Source organism: Marinitoga piezophila KA3, assembly GCF_000255135.1.
Taxonomy (GTDB): domain Bacteria; phylum Thermotogota; class Thermotogae; order Petrotogales; family Petrotogaceae; genus Marinitoga; species Marinitoga piezophila.
On record NC_016751.1, the window covers coordinates 2,061,074 to 2,082,578 of the forward strand.

The 21,505-nt window shown below is 28.4% G+C and carries 16 protein-coding genes and 1 pseudogene; 4 read left to right on the top strand and 13 right to left on the bottom strand.

The features are described 5' to 3' along the window. Window positions 1-285 precede the first annotated feature (285 nt). The 6 genes from proB to MARPI_RS09750 are packed head-to-tail and all read right to left on the bottom strand — an operon-like array spanning window position 286 to window position 6,248. Window positions 286-1,335, bottom strand: coding sequence for a glutamate 5-kinase (gene proB / locus MARPI_RS09725; RefSeq protein WP_014297420.1), 1,050 nt, complete (start codon window positions 1,333-1,335; stop codon window positions 286-288). 3 nt (window positions 1,336-1,338) lie between these two features. Beyond that, window positions 1,339-2,583 (bottom strand): glutamate-5-semialdehyde dehydrogenase, encoded by a 1,245-nt coding sequence (locus MARPI_RS09730; protein WP_014297421.1) that lies wholly within the window; start codon window positions 2,581-2,583, stop codon window positions 1,339-1,341. Window positions 2,584-2,597: 14 nt separating this feature from the next. After that, entirely contained in the window at window positions 2,598-3,377 is a 780-nt protein-coding gene (gene proC, locus MARPI_RS09735; protein ID WP_014297422.1) for a pyrroline-5-carboxylate reductase, read from the bottom strand. Window positions 3,378-3,383: 6 nt separating this feature from the next. After that, the gene (locus tag MARPI_RS09740; protein WP_041639145.1) at window positions 3,384-3,881 is read right to left on the bottom strand and encodes a 3-isopropylmalate dehydratase small subunit; all 498 of its coding nucleotides are present in this window, start codon (window positions 3,879-3,881) and stop codon (window positions 3,384-3,386) included. A gap of 2 nt (window positions 3,882-3,883) precedes the next feature. Next, window positions 3,884-5,131, bottom strand: a complete 1,248-nt coding sequence (locus tag MARPI_RS09745; RefSeq protein WP_014297424.1) for a 3-isopropylmalate dehydratase large subunit — start codon at window positions 5,129-5,131, stop codon at window positions 3,884-3,886. After that, complete coding sequence (locus MARPI_RS09750; RefSeq protein WP_014297425.1) at window positions 5,124-6,248, bottom strand: citrate/2-methylcitrate synthase; 1,125 nt, start codon at window positions 6,246-6,248, stop codon at window positions 5,124-5,126. Before MARPI_RS09750 ends, MARPI_RS09745 begins: the two co-directional genes overlap by 8 nt. A 528-nt stretch (window positions 6,249-6,776) precedes the next feature. Here MARPI_RS09750 and MARPI_RS09755 point away from each other — a divergent pair. Together MARPI_RS09755 and MARPI_RS09760 are read left to right on the top strand one after the other, a co-directional pair. Beyond that, a complete protein-coding gene (locus MARPI_RS09755; protein WP_014297426.1) occupies window positions 6,777-8,987 on the top strand; it encodes an LVIVD repeat-containing protein in 2,211 nt (736 codons plus the stop codon). Window positions 8,988-9,039: 52 nt separating this feature from the next. Further along, complete coding sequence (locus MARPI_RS09760) at window positions 9,040-9,795, top strand: hypothetical protein (protein ID WP_014297427.1); 756 nt, start codon at window positions 9,040-9,042, stop codon at window positions 9,793-9,795. A 380-nt stretch (window positions 9,796-10,175) separates the two neighbouring features. On the opposite strand, the pseudogene MARPI_RS09765 reads toward MARPI_RS09760, so the two are convergent. From MARPI_RS09765 to MARPI_RS09775, 3 genes and pseudogenes are all read right to left on the bottom strand, one after another. Next, a pseudogene (locus MARPI_RS09765) lies at window positions 10,176-11,440 on the bottom strand (IS256 family transposase). A gap of 108 nt (window positions 11,441-11,548) precedes the next feature. After that, window positions 11,549-11,998 carry a putative DNA binding domain-containing protein gene (locus MARPI_RS09770; RefSeq protein ID WP_041638626.1) on the bottom strand — a complete coding sequence of 150 codons (450 nt, stop codon included), beginning with the start codon at window positions 11,996-11,998 and terminating at the stop codon, window positions 11,549-11,551. Between the two features lie 11 nt (window positions 11,999-12,009). Continuing rightward, window positions 12,010-13,767, bottom strand: coding sequence for an AAA family ATPase (locus MARPI_RS09775; RefSeq protein ID WP_014297428.1), 1,758 nt, complete (start codon window positions 13,765-13,767; stop codon window positions 12,010-12,012). A 263-nt stretch (window positions 13,768-14,030) separates the two neighbouring features. Here MARPI_RS09775 and MARPI_RS09780 point away from each other — a divergent pair, with 263 nt between their 5' ends. Both MARPI_RS09780 and MARPI_RS09785 read left to right on the top strand, forming a co-directional pair. After that, window positions 14,031-16,418, top strand: a complete 2,388-nt coding sequence (locus MARPI_RS09780; RefSeq protein WP_014297429.1) for an LVIVD repeat-containing protein — start codon at window positions 14,031-14,033, stop codon at window positions 16,416-16,418. Between the two features lie 4 nt (window positions 16,419-16,422). Further along, on the top strand, window positions 16,423-17,178 hold the full coding sequence (locus MARPI_RS09785; RefSeq protein WP_014297430.1) for a hypothetical protein: 756 nt from the start codon (window positions 16,423-16,425) through the stop codon (window positions 17,176-17,178). A 60-nt stretch (window positions 17,179-17,238) separates the two neighbouring features. Here MARPI_RS09785 and MARPI_RS09790 read toward each other — a convergent pair whose 3' ends face one another. The 4 genes from MARPI_RS09790 to MARPI_RS09805 form a co-directional block, all read right to left on the bottom strand. Beyond that, window positions 17,239-18,648, bottom strand: a complete 1,410-nt coding sequence (locus tag MARPI_RS09790) for an RNA-binding domain-containing protein (protein WP_014297431.1) — start codon at window positions 18,646-18,648, stop codon at window positions 17,239-17,241. Between the two features lie 72 nt (window positions 18,649-18,720). Then, window positions 18,721-19,986, bottom strand: a complete 1,266-nt coding sequence (locus MARPI_RS09795) for an AAA family ATPase (RefSeq protein WP_014297432.1) — start codon at window positions 19,984-19,986, stop codon at window positions 18,721-18,723. Window positions 19,987-20,069: 83 nt separating this feature from the next. Continuing rightward, complete coding sequence (locus MARPI_RS09800; RefSeq protein ID WP_014297433.1) at window positions 20,070-20,768, bottom strand: amino acid ABC transporter ATP-binding protein; 699 nt, start codon at window positions 20,766-20,768, stop codon at window positions 20,070-20,072. Then, window positions 20,765-21,505: an amino acid ABC transporter permease gene (locus MARPI_RS09805; protein ID WP_198029613.1), complete on the bottom strand. Its 741-nt coding sequence runs from the start codon at window positions 21,503-21,505 to the stop codon at window positions 20,765-20,767. Before MARPI_RS09805 ends, MARPI_RS09800 begins: the two co-directional genes overlap by 4 nt.

Below are 21,505 nucleotides of genomic sequence, written 5' to 3' on the forward strand. Positions count from 1 at the left end.
GAGCCGGAACAACAAAAATATTGGGAAAAATAAAAACGAATGAATACTCGAAGAACGCCCGAAAAAACTGCGAATGAAGAGGGACAAAAAAACAGGATGTTTTTTTGAGCGAAGCTTCCCCAGGGATGGGGAATCTGAGCGCCCCAGCGTATATGAGCAGTTTTTGAGGATCAGCGTTCGAGCTGTCTGAAAGAGTTTTTATTTTTCACAATGATAAAAAATTTCACCTGTCTGAACGAATATTATTATTTCTTTTTGAAAATAAAAGAACGACCATTGACAATTTCAAAAAATCACCATATTATCAACATGAATAAACTCATCATAATCAAAATTTCCAATTTTAGCAATATCCCCGCTTTTTTTTCCACAAATCACAACAGCATCCTCAGCCGAATAATTAGGAATCCCTTTCCCAATAAGCTTATTATTAAAATAAATATTCACCGGCTCACCCTTTTCAAAATTTCCTTCTATCTTTTCAATTCCAACAGGCAACAAACTCTTCTTATTCATCAACGCATCCCTTGCGCCCTTATTGATAAACACCTTTCCTCTGCTTTTTGACAAAAAAGCAATCCATGCTTTTTTCCCTTTCAATTTTTTATCAGGCATAAAAACAGTACCAACATTTTTACCTGAAACAAACTCCTTTATATTCTCCAGTTTATTTCCATTACAAATACATGTCTTTATTCCAGAAGCTGCTGCAGATAATCCAGCATCGATTTTTGTTGAAATTCCTCCTGTTCCCAAAGATGTTTTTTTAAACTCTTTTATCTGAATATTTTTATCATAAACCTTAATTACATCTCCATTTTCGTCCAAAACACCATCAACAGAGGTTAAAAGCATTAATCCATCTGCGCCCCAGCCAATTGCAAATTGTGAAGAAAGCCTGTCATTATCGCCAAATTTAATCTCATCAGTTGAAATAGTATCATTTTCATTTATTATAGGAATAATCCCAAATTGATTTAATCCAATGAGCGTATTTTTCAGGTTTATAAATCTTTTTCTATTATAAAAATCATCTGCAGTCAATAAAATTTGGGCGATTTTCTTATTATGAAAATCAAAAGCATTTTCATATATCTTCATTAATTGTACCTGCCCCACAGCACATAAAGCCTGTTTTTGCGCAAGGCTTTTTAAAGGATGCAACTTTAAATACTGCAATCCCGCTGCATTGGCCCCTGAAGAAACAAGCACAACCTTTTTGCCTTCTTCTATTAGTTCTGAGATAATATAACTGAGTTTTATTATATACTTTTTGTTTATATCATTGTTCTTTATTAATAAATTACTTCCAACCTTTATTACAATCTTTTCCATATATTAACCCCTCACATCATAATTGCCCTGTATAACAAACTTATATGTTGTAAGTTCCTTTAATCCAACAGGACCTCTTGCATGCATTTTTTGAGTGCTAATTCCCATTTCTGCACCCATTCCGAACTCACCGCCATCTGTAAATCTCGTTGAAGCATTTATATAAACAGCTGCAGAATCTATTTCTTCCACAAATTTCATAGCATTTAAATAATCTTCTGTAAGAATTGACTCAGAATGTCCAGTTGAATAGGTTTTGATATGCGATATAGCTTCATCTAAATCATTTACAACCTTAATTGACAGAATCAAATCGAGATATTCCGTAGCCCAATCTTCTTCTGTTGCAGGTTTTACATCAATATGTTTTAATACCTCTTCACATCCTCTTATTTCAACATTCTTCTCTTCAAGCCTTTTCTTCAAATCAGGCAATATCTTTGAAGCAATATCTTTATGAATTAGCACAGTTTCAACTGTATTGCATGTTCCAGGTCTTTGTGTCTTTGCGTTGTCTATAATATCAATGGATTTCATAACATCAGCGCTTTCATCAACAAAAATATGGCATATTCCAACGCCGGTTTCCAGAACAGGAACTGTAGAATTTTTTACAACAAAGTTAATAAGCCCCTTTCCGCCTCTTGGAATAACAAGGTCAAGATACTCATTTAATTTAAGCATTTCATTTACCAATGCTCTGTCTGTATTTTCTATTAATTCAACAGAATTTTCAGGAATGCCGGAATTTTTCAGTCCCTCTTTAATAACCTTAACAAGTGCCTTGTTAGAATTAATTGCATCGGAACCTCCACGCAACAAAACTGTATTTCCTGATTTTAAAGCAAGAATTGTGGCATCTACAGTAACGTTAGGTCTTGACTCGTATATTATTCCAATTACTCCAAGTGGAACTCTCATCTTGCTTATTCTAATTCCATCTTCTCTTAAAAATGAATCAAATATTTCACCAACAGGATCCTTAAGATTAATAACCGTATTACATGAATCAATCATGCCCTTTATCCTTTTTTCATTTAAGGCAAGCCTGTCAACTAAAGCTTCCTTAACGCCATTTTTTCTTGCAATGTCAACATCTTTTTTATTTTCAGACAATATATAATCCATATTTTTTTCAAGAGCTATAGCAATCTGGCGAATAGCTTCATTTTTTTCTTTTGCCTTTGTTTTCTTTAAAAAATCAGAAGCAGATTTCAATTTTTTTGCTTTTTCTATTAATTCATTCATTATAATCACCTCGCTTACAATTTTTTGTTTTTTAAATACGCCTCTTCAATTGCCTTCATTATTGAACCTTTTACTGCCGCTTTATCCATTTCATATAATCCTTTTATGGTTACCCCACCTGGTGAAGAAACCATATATTTCAACTCCGAGAGTTTTAACTCTTCATTTTTTAAATATTCCAATGTTCCCATAAAAGTATTTGCTACAATCTTTAATGAATCATCGTGGGACAATCCAATATTTATACCGCTTTCAAGAAAACTTTCTATTATATATGCAACAAAAGCAGGACCGCTGCTATTTAAAACAGTAAATGCATCAAACTTCTTTTCCTCAATTTCAAGCACTTCTCCGAGGTTTGAAAGTATTGATTTTACATCGCTAACTATATTTTCCGATATTGCAGGATTATATGCAATTGCAGTAGTGCCCAATCCGGAATTTGAAATAACAGTTGGCATTATTCTGAAAATATTCTTTTTGCCCGATAATTCATATAAATCAGCTAAAGTCTTTCCAGCAGCGGTGCTGATAATATATCTGTTCTCTTCTGATAAATCCTTGATTTTATCAAACACGTCATTTAGATGATTAGGCTTTACAGAAACAAAAGTAAATATCGCCTTTTCGTATACCTTTGAAATTTCATCTTCTATATGGATATTTTCGTCTTCATATTTTTTAATTCTATCTTTGTTCACATCATAGATATACAATTCATATTCTTTATTAATTGAAAATCTTTTTACAAGCATACTTCCAATATTTCCAATGCCTATAATTCCAATCTTCATATCATATCACACTCCATAATCTCCATATTTTTTTATATATTCATCAATTCCACCAATTTCGAGTATTTTATTAACAAATTCAGGAAAAGGAATAAAATGATACTTTTTATCCTGAGTAATATTTTCAATAACTCCAAGCTTTGTATCAACCTTGATAATATCCCCTTCGTTAAATTCATCGACTTCCTTTAATTCAATAACAGGCAGTCCAATATTAATTGAATTTCTGTAAAAAATCCTTGCAAATGATTTTGCAATAACGCATGAAACTCCTGCAACTTTTATAATCCTTGGTGCATGTTCCCTTGAAGAACCAAGCCCGAAATTATTTCCACCAATAATAATGTCTCCTTTTTCAACACTTTTTGCAAAGTCTTCTCTTGCATCCTCTAAAACATGTTTTGCCAATTCCGGAAGATTTGATCTTAAATGGAAATATCTTCCCGGTGCTATGTGATCAGTTGAAATATTATCGCCAAATTTCCAGACTTTTCCTTTAAAAATCATTATATTACCTCCCTTGGATCTGTAATATATCCTGTTAATGCGCTGGCAGCAGCCGTGGCAGGAGAGCAAAGATATATTTCAGAATTAGGATTTCCCGCTCTTCCGTGGAAATTTCTATTTTGTGTTGATAATACTTTCTCACCGTCAGCCGGGACGCCAGCATGAACGCCAACACATGGGCCACAACCTGGAGGCAATATAGTAGCTCCTGTTTCAATAAATGTGGAAATTAAACCTTCTTGTAATGCCTGTAAATAAATCTTTTTTGAGGCAGGGGCGATTATTAATCTAATATCCTCAGCCTTTTTCTTTCCTTTTAATATTGAAGCAACAATTCTCAAATCCTCCATCCTTCCATTTGTACACGTTCCAATATATATTTGATCAATTTTAACACTTTTTGCGTCGTTTATATTTCTTGTATTATCTACAGTATGAGGGAATGAAACCTGAGGTTCTATTTCAGACAGATCAATTTCAATAACCTTTTCATAACTTGCATCTTCATCGGGGAATAATTCCTTAAATTCATCTTCTCTTCCCTGATTTTTCATATATTCCTTTGTAATTTCATCAGCAGGGAACAATCCAACCTTTGCACCTGCTTCAACTGCCATATTTGAAATGGTTAGTCTTGATTCCATTGATAATGTTTTTATACCATCGCCTGAAAATTCCAAAGCCTTATAAGTGGCGCCATCAGCACCTATCATGCCTATAAGATAAAGAATTATATCCTTGGCATATACACCTTTGTTTAATTTATTCTTTAATACAATCTTATATGTTTCAGGAACCTTTAGCCATACCTTTCCAAGACCATATGCAAGAGAAATATCTGTTGAACCCATTCCTGTTGCAAAAGCAGCAAATGCCCCGGCGGTACATGAATGTGAATCGGCACCGACAATTAAATCTCCTGGTTTTGCATATTCCTCAGCTACAATTTGATGTGATATTCCTTCGCCAATATCATATATTTCCGCATCTGTTTTTTTACAAAAATTTCTTAATTTTTTCTGCGTATTTGAAAGTTCTTTTCTTGGACTTGGTGAAGCATGATCTATAAAAACGAGAGATTTAGTGCTTACATTTTTAAAATTCATATTTTCAAATTGATCAACAGTTAAAGGCCCGGTTCCATCCTGAACAAAAGCAAGATCAACATTGGCAATTATAATTTCGCCGGGTATTACATCTTTGCCTACATGCATGCTGAGTATTTTCTCTGCAAGTGTTTTACCCATTTATTTCAACTCCCTTCATATCCTTATATTTCAAATCTTTTGGTCCATTATAAATAGAGCGCGGTCTGAAAATTCTGTTATTCTTTCTGTATTCCATTGCATGTGCAGTCCAACCTACAATTCTTGCCATGGCAAAAATCGTTGTGAAAAATTCCTTTGGAATGCCAAAGTGGTTATAGAGAATACCAGAATAAAAATCCACATTTGGATAAATATTCTTATCCTTAAATCTTTCCACTACAACGTCTTCAACCTTTAGGGCAATATCAAAAAAATCAACCTTCTCATGAGCAGAAATTTCCTGAACCCATTTTTTAAGAATTTTTGCCCTTGGATCATATGTTTTATAAATTCTGTGTCCAAATCCCATTATCTTTTTCTTGTTTCTAATGAGATTATCAATATATTCAGGAACTTTTTCTATATCTCCTATTTCTTCCAGCATTTCAAGCACCTTTTCATTTGCTCCGCCGTGTAATGGTCCTTTTAATGTGCCTATTGCAGTTGTGATAACTGAATAAATATCAGACAATGTTGATGAGGTTACCGTTGAAGCAAAGGTTGATGCGTTCATTCCCTGTTCCATATGCAGTATCAAAGCCTTATCAAAACATTTTGAATATTCAGGTAATTCACCAAACATCATATACAGGAAATTCTCAGAATGATTGAGATGTTCCTCAGGATAAATAATAGGTAAATTATTTTTTATCCTATACCAATATGCAATAATTGTTGGAATCTTTGCCGTTAAATTAATAGCATTTTCAAGCGTTGAATTATCTTCTTTTGAATACATTCCAAGCATTGAAACAACACTTCGTAAAACAGCCATGGGATGAGCGTTTTCCGGGAATAACCTCATCATTTCCACAATGTTTTCTGGAAGATTTCTCTTTTTTGATAACATTGATTTTATAAAATCCTCTTCATTTTCATTTGGCAAAGAGCCAAACCAGATTAAATATGCTACCTCTTCAAAATATGAGTTTTCAACGAGATCTTCTATTTCAAATCCTCTATACACGAGCTTACCTTTTTCACCGTCTACATAAGATATGGAACTTATTGCAACAGCAACACCCTCAAGACCGTGCTTTAAATCTTCTTTTTTCATCAAATCACCTCCTGATATAGAAAAAAGGCCACACTTTTTATAGTGTGGCCTTTACATTAATCCCTTAAGTTATACAAATAGCATTATACACCGAACTTAAGGTGTTGTGTAAAGACCACACCTTTGGGTTCGGGCTGATTATTTAATGTTTTATTGTTATTTATTGTGTTTAATAGCGATCTCAAAAACATACTAAACTCCTCCATACTATTATTTGAATAAATTCTAACATATAAATTATGAATTGTCAAGTGATTTTTTACAATAATATTTCTGTATATAAAAATCAATAATGTTGTAAAGAAGTATTATAAAAAACTCTCCATGATAAAATTCAAAATTTCAAATGAAACCTTTCGATTATTGTTGAAACTATTTATCCTTCCTTAAAGCTTCATAAAAACAAAAAGTTTTCTAAATTGCAATATTTAGTTAACGAAAATTACAAAAAAAAAAAAAAAATAAAAATGATACATTATAGTTGGTAATTTAATATTTTATTAAACAAAAAACAAAGGAGGCAGAGTGATGAAGAAGGCGCTAAAAGTTTTTTTACTTGTGGTAATTGCACTTGCGGTTATTGTTGCAATTCTTCCAGGCGATGATGAAGAAACAACACAATCTTCAATTAGTTCAACAAGCAGTTCTACACAGGAGGAAACATACGATACTTCAAATGATGAACAAACAGATTTGAGTTATGAAGAAGAAAAAGTTGTCTCAAAAAAAGAAGTTTCAGATGATGGTGAAAAATATAAATTAGAGGGCGGATATATGTTTGGTGATTTTGAACTATACTATGATCAACAGGTGTATAGTTTATATAATTTAAAAAGAGATCCGGAAAATCCTGAAATTGTTTCAACAATATATTTTACAGATGAAAAATTAAAAGCTTCTATTGGCGATGGAAGGTATAGTAATTCATATGGAAATATTTCTTATTTTGATGGAAGGTATTTATATACAAGTAAATTTGAAATTATAGATTATAAAGACCCGAAAAATCCAAAACCGGTATATAAATATGGGGATCCTAAGACAAAGGATTCAATAAAAGATATAGCTGTGTATGGAAAATACCTATATGCTGTTTCTGGGGATTATATACCTGAAACAGAGGAATTTGTTTATCAATTTAGAGTTTATGATATATCAAACAAGAAAAATCCAAAATTAATATCTGTGTTAGAAGATAATACTTTAGACATATGGCATCAGGATAGGGGAAATAATTTAATAATTTATGATAAATATTTAATAAGGTTGTATCGAAATAACGAAAATGGTAATAGTGGCTTTTTTGTATATAGTCTTTCAAACCCTAAAAAACCAAAATTATTATATAAAAAGAGGACAGATATTGTTGAGAAGATTATAATACCTGAAAATGATAAATATATGTATGTTGCTGAATATGGAGGGCTATATATATATAAAAACTGGAAAAGCGATAAAATAGAATTATATAAAAGTTTCAAATTTAATGCTACTTCTAAAGATATGGCAAAATTTAAGGATTATTTGTTGATTGCAACTAATAAAGGTATAAGGGTTATAAAAATAGAAGATATAAATAATCCAGGGGCAATTTATGATATGGGATTTGTTTTGGGAGAAATAAAAGATAGTTTTTCTCGAATAGATGTGTATAATAATTATGTATATACAAATGGGAATAGCGGGTTAATGATATTTAAAATTAATGATATCTATAACCCTGAAATAATAAATTTTTGGTCAAATAAAAGAGCTTCTATGATTAAAACTTATAAAAATGATTTTATAATTTTAAAGGAAGGTGTATATATAAACGATACCCATAAAAGAGTTGATATGATAGAAATATACAATATAAAAAATAATAATCATAAATTTTTATATTTAGATAAAAATATTGGAGATTCTATAAAATATTTTGATAAAAATTATATATGGAAATATAATGAGAACTCTAAAAAAATAGAAATTTATGACCTGGATAAAGTCAAAAATTTCATGCCAGAAAAAATTTTTGAATTTGACAATGAAAATATTCCGTTTGACATTAATGTATACGACAATTATGCATATATTAACTATAAAAAAGAATTAGAAATTTATGATATTTCAAATATTGCAAGTCCTGTAAAGGTTGCAGAATATAAACCAGAATTTCCAAGTAAATATAATCAAAGAATAAAAATACTGAAATTTGATAAAAATTATATGTATTTATTTAAATCAAAAAAATCAATTTATGAAGGAGATATTGAAATAATAGATATTTCAGATAAAAGAAATTTTAAAGAAATTTCCGAATTAAATGATAATTTTTATATTGATAATAGAGGAAAGGGATTATATATAAAAATAAATCAAGAAAAAAATATAATGTATATATTATCAAGAGGTGGAATATATATTTATGATATGTCAGATATTTCAAATCCAGAGAAAATAAGAACAATTGAAGATATAAAAAATATTTATGATATGTATATAACAGGAAAATATGCATATATTGCTAATGGAGGAATTATAACTTTAAGATTTGATAATCCAAAATATCCTATAATATTATCAACTCTAAAAATCCCAAGTAACTTTGGTATTGTTGCAGTAAATATAGATGAATCCAAAAAATTGGCATATGGTTTTTCATATAAAGGTATAGTTGTAATAGATATATCCAATCCAGGAAATGAAAAAATAAAATATATAATGCCAAATCGTATTGAAAACATTAGAATATATTGATTTTTAATATTTATTTGAATTTACATAGGTGATTATTTTGGAGGAATATAAAATGAACAATCAATCCCGGGATAATGAATTTTATAAAAACATAGGAGAAAGGGTTTTTGCAGTATATAATCAATATGGTTATAGCGGTGTTGTAAAAAATACAATAAATCTCATACTAATAGATGAAATAGTAAAAAGAAAAGTTGAAAGTGAAGATAAAGAAAAAGTTTTAAGAGCATATTTAAGAGATGGAAGAGCTCTTGCGAGTGAGATTTCCAGGCATTTAAAAGTAGATAAAAACACGGCGCAAAACCTTTTAAAAAAGTCATATAATATGTGGTATTCAGGTGAAGAAAGCGGAAGAAAAGAATTAAAAGAAATATTGATTGATAGTTTGAAAAATTCAAAACATAATGTGAAAAGGGTTCTGGAAAGCGGAAAAATAACAATTGTTGTAGATAATAAATTATTGAAGGAGCAACTTGAACAATTGTTCTATGAAAATGGAATATATGCTGATTATTCATTTAATAGGGACTTAATGGTTATCGACTTATATCATTTAACAGTAATCTTTTCTAAAGGTGAAGAAATAAAAATAAAAGATTTTGAAAAAGCTTTGATGAATATAAACTCTGAATTTAAGGAAATATATTCAAAGTTTAAAGCAGAAAAGGTTTTAGAAAAGAAGGAACCAAAAGAATATCTGGAAGATCTTTTGAAATTGGGTGGAAAAAAGATTTTAGGAAAAATTGGAGAAGATGCTGTAGAAAAGGTATATAGCCTAATTCTTGAATATTTCTTTGGTATAAACTAAAAACAAACCTCCTCTTCCTGAGTTGTTTCTATTATCCAGGAAGAGGAGGATTTTATTTTTTAATGTTGATTTTTTAGGGACTATCCAAAATACTGTGTAAATTAATTATAGTTGGTTATAAGAGATTATTTGTGTTTAGGAATAAATATGATGTTTATTCTTAATAATTCAAGAAAATTCAATACTTTGTGAAATCAAAATATTAGAGTTATAATTTTTAATGAGATATTAAAAATTGTTTGAATAATTTTTTTAATAATCTTTTTGTTTTTTAAGAAGCTAATTTTTGAGTTTTCACTCCTTTTGCACAATTTAGTGCAATCTTTTAAGAAATATTCACTTTTCAAAGTTTAATATATACAGAATTTTGAATTTTCTTTTTAATCGTTTGTTCTGTAAATAGGCACTCTATCATCTCCAAAATATATTCTTAACTCATTTAATATTTGTCCCCAATCCCTAATTCTTGTAGTCCATTTTTCCGTTATTCTCATTGCTGCAAAATATATTGCTTTTATCAATGAGTCATCTGTTGGAAATACGCTTTTGTTTTTGGTTATTTTTCTAAATTGTCTATGAACATTTTCTATTGGATTGGTTGTGTATATCAGCCTTCTTATTGGTTCTGAATATTTAAAATAGGCTGATAATTTATCCCAATTATTTTTCCATATTTGTACTGCCAAGGGGTGAGTTTCGCCCCATTTTTTTCGAAATCTTCAAGTGCAGCTTCAGCAGCTTCAAGACTTGGAGCTTGATATATAGGTTTTAAATCCTTAACAACAGCTTTTCTATGCTTATGAGGGACATATTTAAATGTATTCCTCAATTGATGGACAATACACATTTGAACTTCAGCATTAGGGAAAGCGGTATGGATTGCATCAACAAAACCATTTAACCCATCAACAGAAGCGATTAAAATATCTTTAACACCTCTGGCTTTTAAATCATTCAAGACATTCATCCAGAATCTTGAGGATTCAGTTTTTTCTATGTATATACCAAGGATATCCTTATATCCATCAAGATTAATACCTATGACGTTATATATAGCCTTTCTTTTAACAACACCATCTTCTTTTACTGAATAAAATGAAGCGTCCAGATATACAATAGCATATATCTCTTCCAAAGGTCTATTTCTCCAATCATTTATTAAAGGCATTACAGAATTAGTAATCATACTGATTTTCTCTGGAGAAACTTCCACATCATATATTTCTTTAATATGGTCTCTAATATCCCTGACACTTAATCCTTTTGAATATAGCGATAATACCAAATCCTCAATAACAGAAATATGTCTTTGTCTCTTTTTAACAATTTGTGGTTCAAATTCTCCATTCCTATCCCTTGGAACTGTTAATTCCATCTCACCATTTTTAGTTATTACAGTTTTTTTAGAATAACCATTTCGATAATTATCGTTATCCTCAGGTTTTCTGGAATACTTTTCATATCCAAGTTCATAATCCATTTCTGCTTTCAACATTTCTTCAAGCATTATTTTTACAAGCTTTTTGCTTATATCCTCAACATCATTCCAATCCTTAATTCCATTTTCTTTTATATATTGTTTTATGAAATTCCTATCCACATTGCCAAGAATCTGTTCATTTTCCTCTTTTCTTTTTCTCGGCATTACTATCCCCCCATGTAACCTTTTTTTCAAAATCCCCTTTCTCTTTCACCACACTACTGGGCTTCCTTTTTTCACATATTCATTCTTTTTATTTTTCTATTTTTTTATTTACACACTTTTTATTATACTACCATTTTTTAAGATATAATAACTGCCTTTTGTTTTGCCGATTTTTTCTAAAATACCTTTTTTAGTTAAATTCTTAAGAATTTCCTTTGCTCTTGTTGATTTTATATTTAATATATTTTCAGCATTTTTTACATTAATTTTTTTGTTTTTAATTACAAAATCATAAATTATTTCTTCTTGAATTGTTAAATCCGCCGGTTTTCCGCCGGTTTTCCGTCGGTTTTCTGTCGGTTTTCCGTCGGTTTTTCGCTGGTTATTCGCTGGTTTTTCAACGGTATTTATTTTTGGTCTGTAAAAAACAATACTCACAAAATTCCCTGTTTCATTTATTTCAAATTTGATGTTTTTTTCTTCGCAAATTTTTTTAACCTTTCCAATTCCACTTCCCCAGGTTTCTACATAATTTAATTCTCTAAAAAGATTAGCCAAAACTTTATTTCTTATTTCACTTCTTCAACAAACTTAGCTTCTTTCCCAACAAAGATTATTATGAATTTTTTCATTCTCTCATTTTTTGAATTTAATTCGTATGATTTTTTGTATCTTTCTATCTGTTCTCTTGCCTGAGCGATTTTTTCTTTGAATTTACTTTCGGTATATTCATTCTGTTTTATGTATTTTATTTCTATTATCGCTTCATATGGCACTTCTTCATATCTTTTGAACATTGCTATATCCACATATCCGCCTTCTACTGGATACTCCATCTTTACCATTGCAAATGGTGTTAATATTAAGTAGCTATACATCAGTATTTTTATATATTTTTCATCAAATCCCATGAATATTCTGTTATCCAGTTTGCTTAATAGATTTTCTATTTCTTTTGCAAATGTATTTATTTCTCCATCCAATAATATATTTCTTACAGCTATTTCTATTGGTTCTGAATCGATATATTCTGTTAATTTTTCTTCTATATATTCTGTGAAATAATCTGAGAATATCTTTCTCATTGAATAATTTGGTATTTTTAAATATGTTCTTAAGTTTTCCATTTCAAATGTCATAAATCCAAGATAGAATAATAATGATTTTATGTCTTTTATGTCTATCCTTTTTCCAGGATTGAATATGGTGGTTAATTCTGTTAATTCCGTTCTTCCTGTTAATAGTATTTCATTCAATAGATTCCCTATTGTTCTTTTTGAGCTTTCTTTTTCTCTTTGTTCTTTTGTTAATTCCTTTCCATTCTCTTTTTCTATTGTTACTCCGAGTAATTCTCCTAAATTAAATAGATTCTGAACTTTTTTGTAATCGCTTAATATGTTATCATCTATTATTTTTTGTGGAGGTCTTTTCTCTTTTTGATATTTTATTATAAAATAAAATACCATGTCGGGATTATATACTGTTTTTGAAGCATTTTCATTGAATTTATATCCATTGTAATTTTCTTCCATTTCCTTTAATAATTTATCAGAATATATCTCATAATATTCAAGTAATTGAATTACTTCTTCTTTTGTAAATCCCAACATTCTATTGAAATCTTTTTCTATTGTAATATTCATTGTTATATTAAACCCACTGGTTAATGAGTCAAGCATTATTGGACTTACTCCTGTCATGAATATCCTTTTTATTATTGTTTCTGTTCCTTTTTTGATTTCTTCATAGAATTTTCTTACAAATCCATGCTTTGTTATGCTATCTCTAAATAAATCGAGATTAAAACTCAATAACTCATTTGCAAAATGATCGTATTCGTCTATTAATAGGTATATTGGTTTGTTTAAAATATCTTTTGCATCAGTTAAAAACGCTCTTATTATATCTGCTGGTTCGCTATATTCTTCTTTTATTGATAGTTCTAATTTATATCTATTATTAAAATCTACAAGTGAGGCTATTACATTATTTTTAAAGCTCTTTATTAATATGTCTTTATTTTCTGTTTGAATTCCGGAAAAATTCATTTTTAGTATGTAATAATTATTTTTCAATGGAGTTAGATTTTTTCCTATGTATAATTTTCCAAATAAATTTTCAAATTTTTCTTTATTATTTACATCATAATATGCCATTAGTGTATTGATAAAAAGGGTTTTTCCAAATTTCCTCGGTCTTAAAAAAACTATATATTTTTCATTTAAGTTTTCTAATTTTTCTATATATTCTGTTCTGTCTACATAATAATAATTATCTTTTATTAATAATTCAAATTCCTGTTCTCCATATGGTATTTTCTTTTTCATTTCAATCACCTCATATGTAATTAATCCTATTTTCATTTCTTATACAGATATTATACCATATCTATTATAATACATCTGAGTTTTAAATGAAACCTTTCAATTATTATTGAAACCATTTAGCATTCCTGAAACCTGCATAAAACCAAAAAGTTTTCTAAATTGAAATATTTAGTTAATAAAAATTCAAAAAAAAAAAAAAAATAAGATACATTATAGTCGGTAATTTAATATTTTATTAAACTAAAAACAAAGGAGGCAGAGTGATGAAGAAGGCGCTAAAAGTTTTTTTACTTGTGGTAATTGCACTTGCGGTTATTGTTGCAATTCTTCCGGGCGATGATGAAGAAACAACACAATCTTCAATTAGTTCAACAAGCAGTTCTACACAGGAGGAAACATACGATACTTCAAATGATGAACAAACAGATTTGAATTATGAAGAAGAGGAAACTGATGAAGAAACATATGAAGAAGAGACAACAGAAAATGAAAAAATAGAGACAGAAAATTTAAATGTAAAAAAATTAAATGAAGGTAAATATTTTTTTGTAGCAAAAGGAAATTATATAGGCGCATATGATATATCAGAAAAATATTCTCTTAAATTTATTCAATCTGTAAAATTGCCAATCAGTTTTCAGCCAGAAGATATAGTTTATGATGGAAGATACACATATACACCTAATTTGACAATTATTGACTGGAATAATATCGAAAAACCTGAAATTACATACAAAGGATATAATATTGCAGGATTTTCAAAAATAAAAATCGATAAAAATTATGCGTATATATATCACAAAGATAAAGGCATTTTAATATATGACATAAGCAATAAAAATAAGCCTGAAAAATTGGGAAAATTTAATATAAAAGGTATTTATAACTATTTTATAAAAGATAGATATATGTATATAAGTGGAAAATTTGAAATTGATGATAAGGCATACCTATTATTAATTGTTGACATTAAAGACAAAACAAATCCTAAAATAATTGGGAAATATAGGAATAAGCATGAAGAGCATGATTATGATCAAGTGGGGTATAATATATATATAAAAGATAATTATGCAATAATATTAGAACCAGATAAAATAGAAATTGTTGATATAAGCAGTAAAAGCAATATAAGATCAGTAAAGAATATTGATGTAGGTGGTTATAGTGGATCTTTTTATGATAGCAGTCTAAAAAGTGGAAAAGCATTTGTTGATGAATATAAGAATTATATTGTAGCAGGGGATTTTAAATATCTCTTTTTCATAGATTTAAATAAAAAGAAAATTATTAAAGCATTTACTGTTTATTCTAATAGGAAAATAATTATAGGAGATTATCTATATAGTTTATATTTAGTTGATAATTCTGGTTTCCTGAAGATATTTAATATAAGTAACATAAATGTTGATAAATTGGAATATAAAACCTTTTCTTTTGAATATTTTAATTTTGAAATATATAAAAATAATTTGTATGTTTTTTATAAAAATGATGATTATAGTACAGGTACTCGTGTTGATTTGAAAAATAAAAGTTTATCATCAATACCCCAAATTCTTAGGCCAACTAATTATGCTTTTTATAAATATTTTGTAAGAAAAAATAATGAAATAATATATGTTGGTAAAGATAGAGTTGTTATTAATGAAATGAAAGATGAAAATAATATAAAAAGAACTGTTATTAAATTTTCTGAAATTCCCGAATTAAAAAATTCAGGGAAAACAAATAGAGTTTTGGTGGACAGGAATAAAGATTATGTATATATAATTTTTAGAGAACCTGTTATGATAAAGGTTCTTGATATTAGCGATAAAGATTTTCCAGAAGTAGTAGGTGAATTGAAAATAGAAAATGAAAAATTTTATGGATATGATTGGCCTATGGTTAGAGATTTAAATGTAAAAGGTGGTATAAGAGATGGTGAATGGAATAGGTGCACAGATGGTAAATATTTATATCTTTCAACAACAGATAATTTATATATAGTGGAATTATCAGAAAATCCATCTATTGTAGGAAAAATTAATACACCTGGGTATATTCTTGGAAAAGGCGGAAATTATTTAATAGTTCAGGAAGGAAAAAAGGATTCAAGCGGAAGAAGATTTTCTCTTACAGATAAATTAGTATTTATAGATATATCAGATAAAAATAATCCTGAGATAGCAAACACAATAGAATTAAAAGGAGACTTTTCAAACTGGGAGATAAGTGAAAATAAAATGGTATATTTTAAATATAATAATAATAGAAAATATTTTATTGATTTTAGTGATATAAATAATATAAAAGAATCAGAGTTTACTTTTACAAGAGAAGAAAATTTATACAGTTCTGATGACAATGAATATTTTATGAATGATAGTAAATTTTATGTATTAAAATTAATGAAATCTATTAATAGAGATTATGCTGATATTTTTATAGATATTTATGATATATCAGATATAACTCAAATAAAAAAGATTAAAGAAATAGAATTAGCTAAATATATAAGACCATTTTTCAGTATTTTTGAAAAAGAAGATTCAGGAATATATATTTATTTAAAATATTCATATATAATAATAGATTTTGATACAGATAATGATAAAGTGAATAGAGTTATGCCTCTTCCAATTTCTTATGCGGTAACTGGGAGATGATTGAATGAACAATCGATCTCGGGATAGTGAATTTTATAAAAACATAGGAGAAAGGGTTTTTGCAGTATATAATCAATATGGTTATAGCGGTGTTGTAAAAAATACAATAAATCTCATACTAATAGATGAAATAGTAAAAAGAAAAGTTGAAAGTGAAGATAAAGAAAAAGTTTTAAGAGCATATTTAAGAGATGGAAGAGCTCTTGCAAGCGAGATTTCCAGGCATTTAAAAGTAGATAAAAACACGGCGCAAAACCTTTTAAAAAAGTCATATAATATGTGGTATTCAGGTGAAGAAAGCGGAAGAAAAGAATTAAAAGAAATATTGATTGATAGTTTGAAAAATTCAAAACATAATGTGAAAAGGGTTCTGGAAAGCGGAAAAATAACAATTGTTGTAGATAATAAATTATTGAAGGAGCAACTTGAACAATTGTTCTATGAAAATGGAATATATGCTGATTATTCATTTAATAGGGACTTAATGGTTATCGACTTATATCATTTAACAGTAATCTTTTCTAAAGGTGAAGAAATAAAAATAAAAGATTTTGAAAAAGCTTTGATGAATATAAACTCTGAATTTAAGGAAATATATTCAAAGTTTAAAGCAGAAAAGGTTTTAGAAAAGAAGGAACCAAAAGAATATCTGGAAGATCTTTTGAAATTGGGTGGAAAAAAGATTTTAGGAAAAATTGGAGAAGATGCTGCAGAAAAGGTATATAGCCTAATTCTTGAATATTTCTTTGGTATAAACTAAAAAACAATCCTCCTCTTCCTGAGTTGTTTCTATTATCCAGGAAGAGGAGGATTTTATTTTTTAATGTTGATTTTTTAAGATATAATAACTACCTTTTGTTTTGCCGATTTTTTCTAAAATACCTTTTTTAGTTAAATTCTTAAGAATTTCCTTTGCTCTTGTTGATTTTATATTTAATATATTTTCAGCATTTTTTACATTAATTTTTTTGTTTTTAATTACAAAATCATAAATTATTTCTTCTTGAATTGTTAAATCCGTCGGTTTTCCGCCGGTTTTCCGTCGGTTTTCTGTCGGTTTTCCGTCGGTTTTTCGCTGGTTATTCGCTGGTTTTTCAACGGTATTTATTTTTGGTCTGTAAAAAACAATACTCACAAAATTCCCTGTTTCATTTATTTCAAATTTGATGTTTTTTTCTTCGCAAATTTTTTTAACCTTTCCAATTCCACTTCCCCAGGTTTCTACATAATTTAATTCTCTAAAAAGATTAGCCAAAACTTTATTTCTTATTTCACTTCTTCCATTCATTACTTCTTCTAAAGTTAATCCATTTGGAAATCCTCCAGGTGAAACAATTTCCACAATATCATCATAAATAGCTACTTTAATATCACTGTTTCTTAAATAATCTCTATGAATTATTGCGTTTATTAGCACTTCTCTAAGAGCCAAAAGTGGAATTTCAAGCTCTTCCTTTAATTGTAATCCTTCAACTTCTGCATTTAAATTAAGATGGTTCTGTAAAAATTTAATGGTGTTTTCCAGATTATAAAATAAATTTCCATCGAATTCTTTTTTATCTATAAATATTTCTTTTGTGATCCCTTTAAATCTCGCACATTTTATCATTGTATTATCAAATTTTCCAAGAGTTATTAAAAGTGCATTTGTGGGCATATCTTTACCGTTTATATTTTTTATGAGTTTTAAATTTTTTAATTTGTCATAATCACATTTTTTATTTATTTTTTTGAATTCGTTATAAATGATATTTAAATCAATATCTTTGATTTCAAATTCAAAATTTATTTCTTCATCAAAACTTTTATTAAGTCTTTGTCTTTGGAGTTCTGCTATCATATTTTCATCTGCGATTCTGTTTGTTGAGCCAATTCTTATATATGTTCCTTTTAATTTTCCTTTATTTTTAAGATAATATGGCAATAATGAACCGCGAAAAACTTCTATAACCAGAACTACTTTGCCATTAATATTTTGAGCGTAAATTTCTGGTAAAATAGTCGGATAGCATAAATCATTAATGATAGATGAAATTTTTTCTTCATATTCAAAAATTTTGTCTTCTTCAATCCCTACTATTTCTCTGTTATCATTTACTCCAATAATTAATTTTCCGCCACTGGTATTGCTAAATGCAACAACAGTTTTGGCGATAGCTTCGTTTGAAGGAAGCTTTTCTTTCAGTTCAAGTCTCTTATTTTCACCTTTTTTTATTTCATCTAAAAGCATTTGACTCACCCACTGTAATTTTATTTCACTTCCTCAACAAATTTAGCCTCTTTTCCAACAAAGATTAAATTTTCAATAATATTTTTCACTAAATTTTAAAAATACATTTTTCATTGAATGATTTGGTATTTTTAAATACGTTTTTATTCCCTCTTTTTCAAGAGTCAGGAATCCTTCATAAAACAACAATGATTTTATTTCTTTTGCATTCGGCATATAATCAGAATAAATTTTTGTTGCAAGCTCGTTTGTAAAAATTTCTTCTTTTTCACATATTTCCTTTAACTTATCTCCTATTATTCTTCTCAATCCATATTCTTTTAATGGAATATTAGATTTTTCTTCTTCATCATCTGAATATATTGCAAATTCAAAAAGATTTTTAATTCTTTCATAATATTTTTCTGTATCATCATCAATTATTTTTTCTGGTATTTTTCCTTTAGATAAATACTCCTTAATAGAATAAAATATCATGTTTGGATGATATACTGTTTCAGTTGCATCCCAGCTGAATTTATATCCACCATAATATTCTTTTATTATTTTAAAAAGTTTTTCTGAATATATCTCATAATATTCAAGTAATTGAATTACTTCTTCTTTTGTAAATCCCAACATTCTATTGAAATCTTTTTCTATTGTAATATTCATTGTTATATTAAACCCACTGGTTAATGAATCTAGCATTATTGGACTTACTCCTGTCATAAATATTCTTTCTATTATTGTTTGCGTTCCTTTTTTTATTTCTTCGTAGAACTTCCTTACAAATCCATGCTTTGTTACGCTATCTCTGAATAAATCGAGATTAAAACTCAATAACTCATTTGCAAAATGGTCGTATTCATCTATTAATAAGTATATTGGTTTGTTTATTTCTTCCTTTACATCATCTAAAAATGAACCTATTATATCTGCCGGTTCTGTTAACTCTTTTTCTATTTTTATTTTTAAATTATAATCATTTTTGAAATTTTTAAGCGCTCTTATAACTTTATTTTTAAAGCTTTCTACTAATATATCTTTATTTTCTGTCTGAACTCCAGAAAAGTTCATTTTTAAAATATAATATTCATTTTTTAATGGTGTTGGATTTTTGCCAATATATAAATCTCCAAATAATTCTTCAAATTTATTTTTATAATTGATATCATAATATTTTCCAAGTGTATCTAAAAATAATGTTTTTCCAAACTTTCTTGGTCTTAAAAATACTATATATTTTTCATCTAAGTTTTCTAATTTTTCTATATATTGTGTCCTGTCTATATAATAATAATTATCTTTTCTTAATCTTTCAAAATTCTGTTCTCCGTATGGTATTTTCTTCTTCATTTTAATCCCCTCCAAAAATAAGAACATTATAACTTATCTATATTATATCATAATTGCTTTATATAGGGGATATTGATTATGTATCATGCAATTTCATATTTCATTTCTGTTTTAAAAAAAGTTTCAGGATCCATATTTTCAAGGATTTTTCCGTCTTTCATAAATATAATTCTGTTTCCTGCTTTTTTTGCAAAATCTACTTCGTGGGTTACAACTATCATGGTTTTTCCCATTTTTGCCAATTCTACCATTGTTTCTTTTACTTCATATACCAGACTTGGGTCAAGTGCTGATGTGGGTTCATCAAATAATATAATTTCCGGATCCATTGCTAAAGCCCTTGCTATTCCTGCACGTTGTTGTTGTCCGCCAGATAATTGTGAAGGAAAATTATATGCTTTATCTTTTAAATGAACTTCTTCCAACACTTTCAAAGCTATATCATAAGCGTCTTTTTTTGTCATTTTTTTTGTTCTTATTAATCCCAATGAGATATTGTCTATAATTTTTAAATGAGGAAATAGGTTGTGTTGCTGAAATACAAAACCTATTTTTTGAACAAGTTTTTTTCTATCGTAATTTAATATATTTTTTTCCTCCAGGGTTATTATTCCATCTTGATATGGTTCAAGACCGGCAATACATCTTAATAATGTTGATTTTCCAGAGCCAGAAGGTCCCATAACTACAAGAACTTCACCTTTTAATACCGTTAAATCCACTCCTTTTAATACTTCTAAATCTCCAAAGCTTTTGACAAGTTTTTTAATTTTTATTATCATGGAATTGCGAACCTCCTTTCAAAATATTTTCCAAGTAGTTGTAATAAGGCTGTGACCGTGAAATAAAATGCGGCTATTGTGATATATGATTCAAAGGAAGCAAACGAGGAGGTGGCAATTTGCCTACCAACCATCGTTAATTCCTGTAAAGCAATTACAGATGCTAAAGAACTGTCTTTTACAAGACTGATAAATTGTCCTGTTAATGCAGGTAATGTTGTTCGAAATGCCTGAGGCAATAATACGTCAATGTATAAGAAGAATGTGTTTAGTCCTATACTTTTTGCTGCTTCTATCTGTCCTTTTGGAACGGCTTCTATACCTCCACGGATTATTTCGGAAATATAGGCACCTTCAAATAATGCGAGAGATACTATTGCTCCAACGTATGCACTTATATCAATTATTGAACCAACGCCATAATAGGTTATTAAGATTATTACAAGTAATGGAATATTTCTAAATATGGTTGTATATGTATTCGCAAAATCTTCTAAGAGTTCAAATTTTGATGTTTTCATTATTCCCACTACTACACCTATTATCAATGCAAAAAAGATTGAGAAAACTGAAATTTTTAAAGTCATATAGAATCCGTCTAAATAAAGATTCATATATTTAAAAGGCACCTTGCTCCAATTAAAAGGATAGGTTTTTGACATCTGAAAATAGAAAAGTGCGAAAATCATTATTATAATAAAATATGCGAATATTTTTTTCATATATCTTCTGTCCAA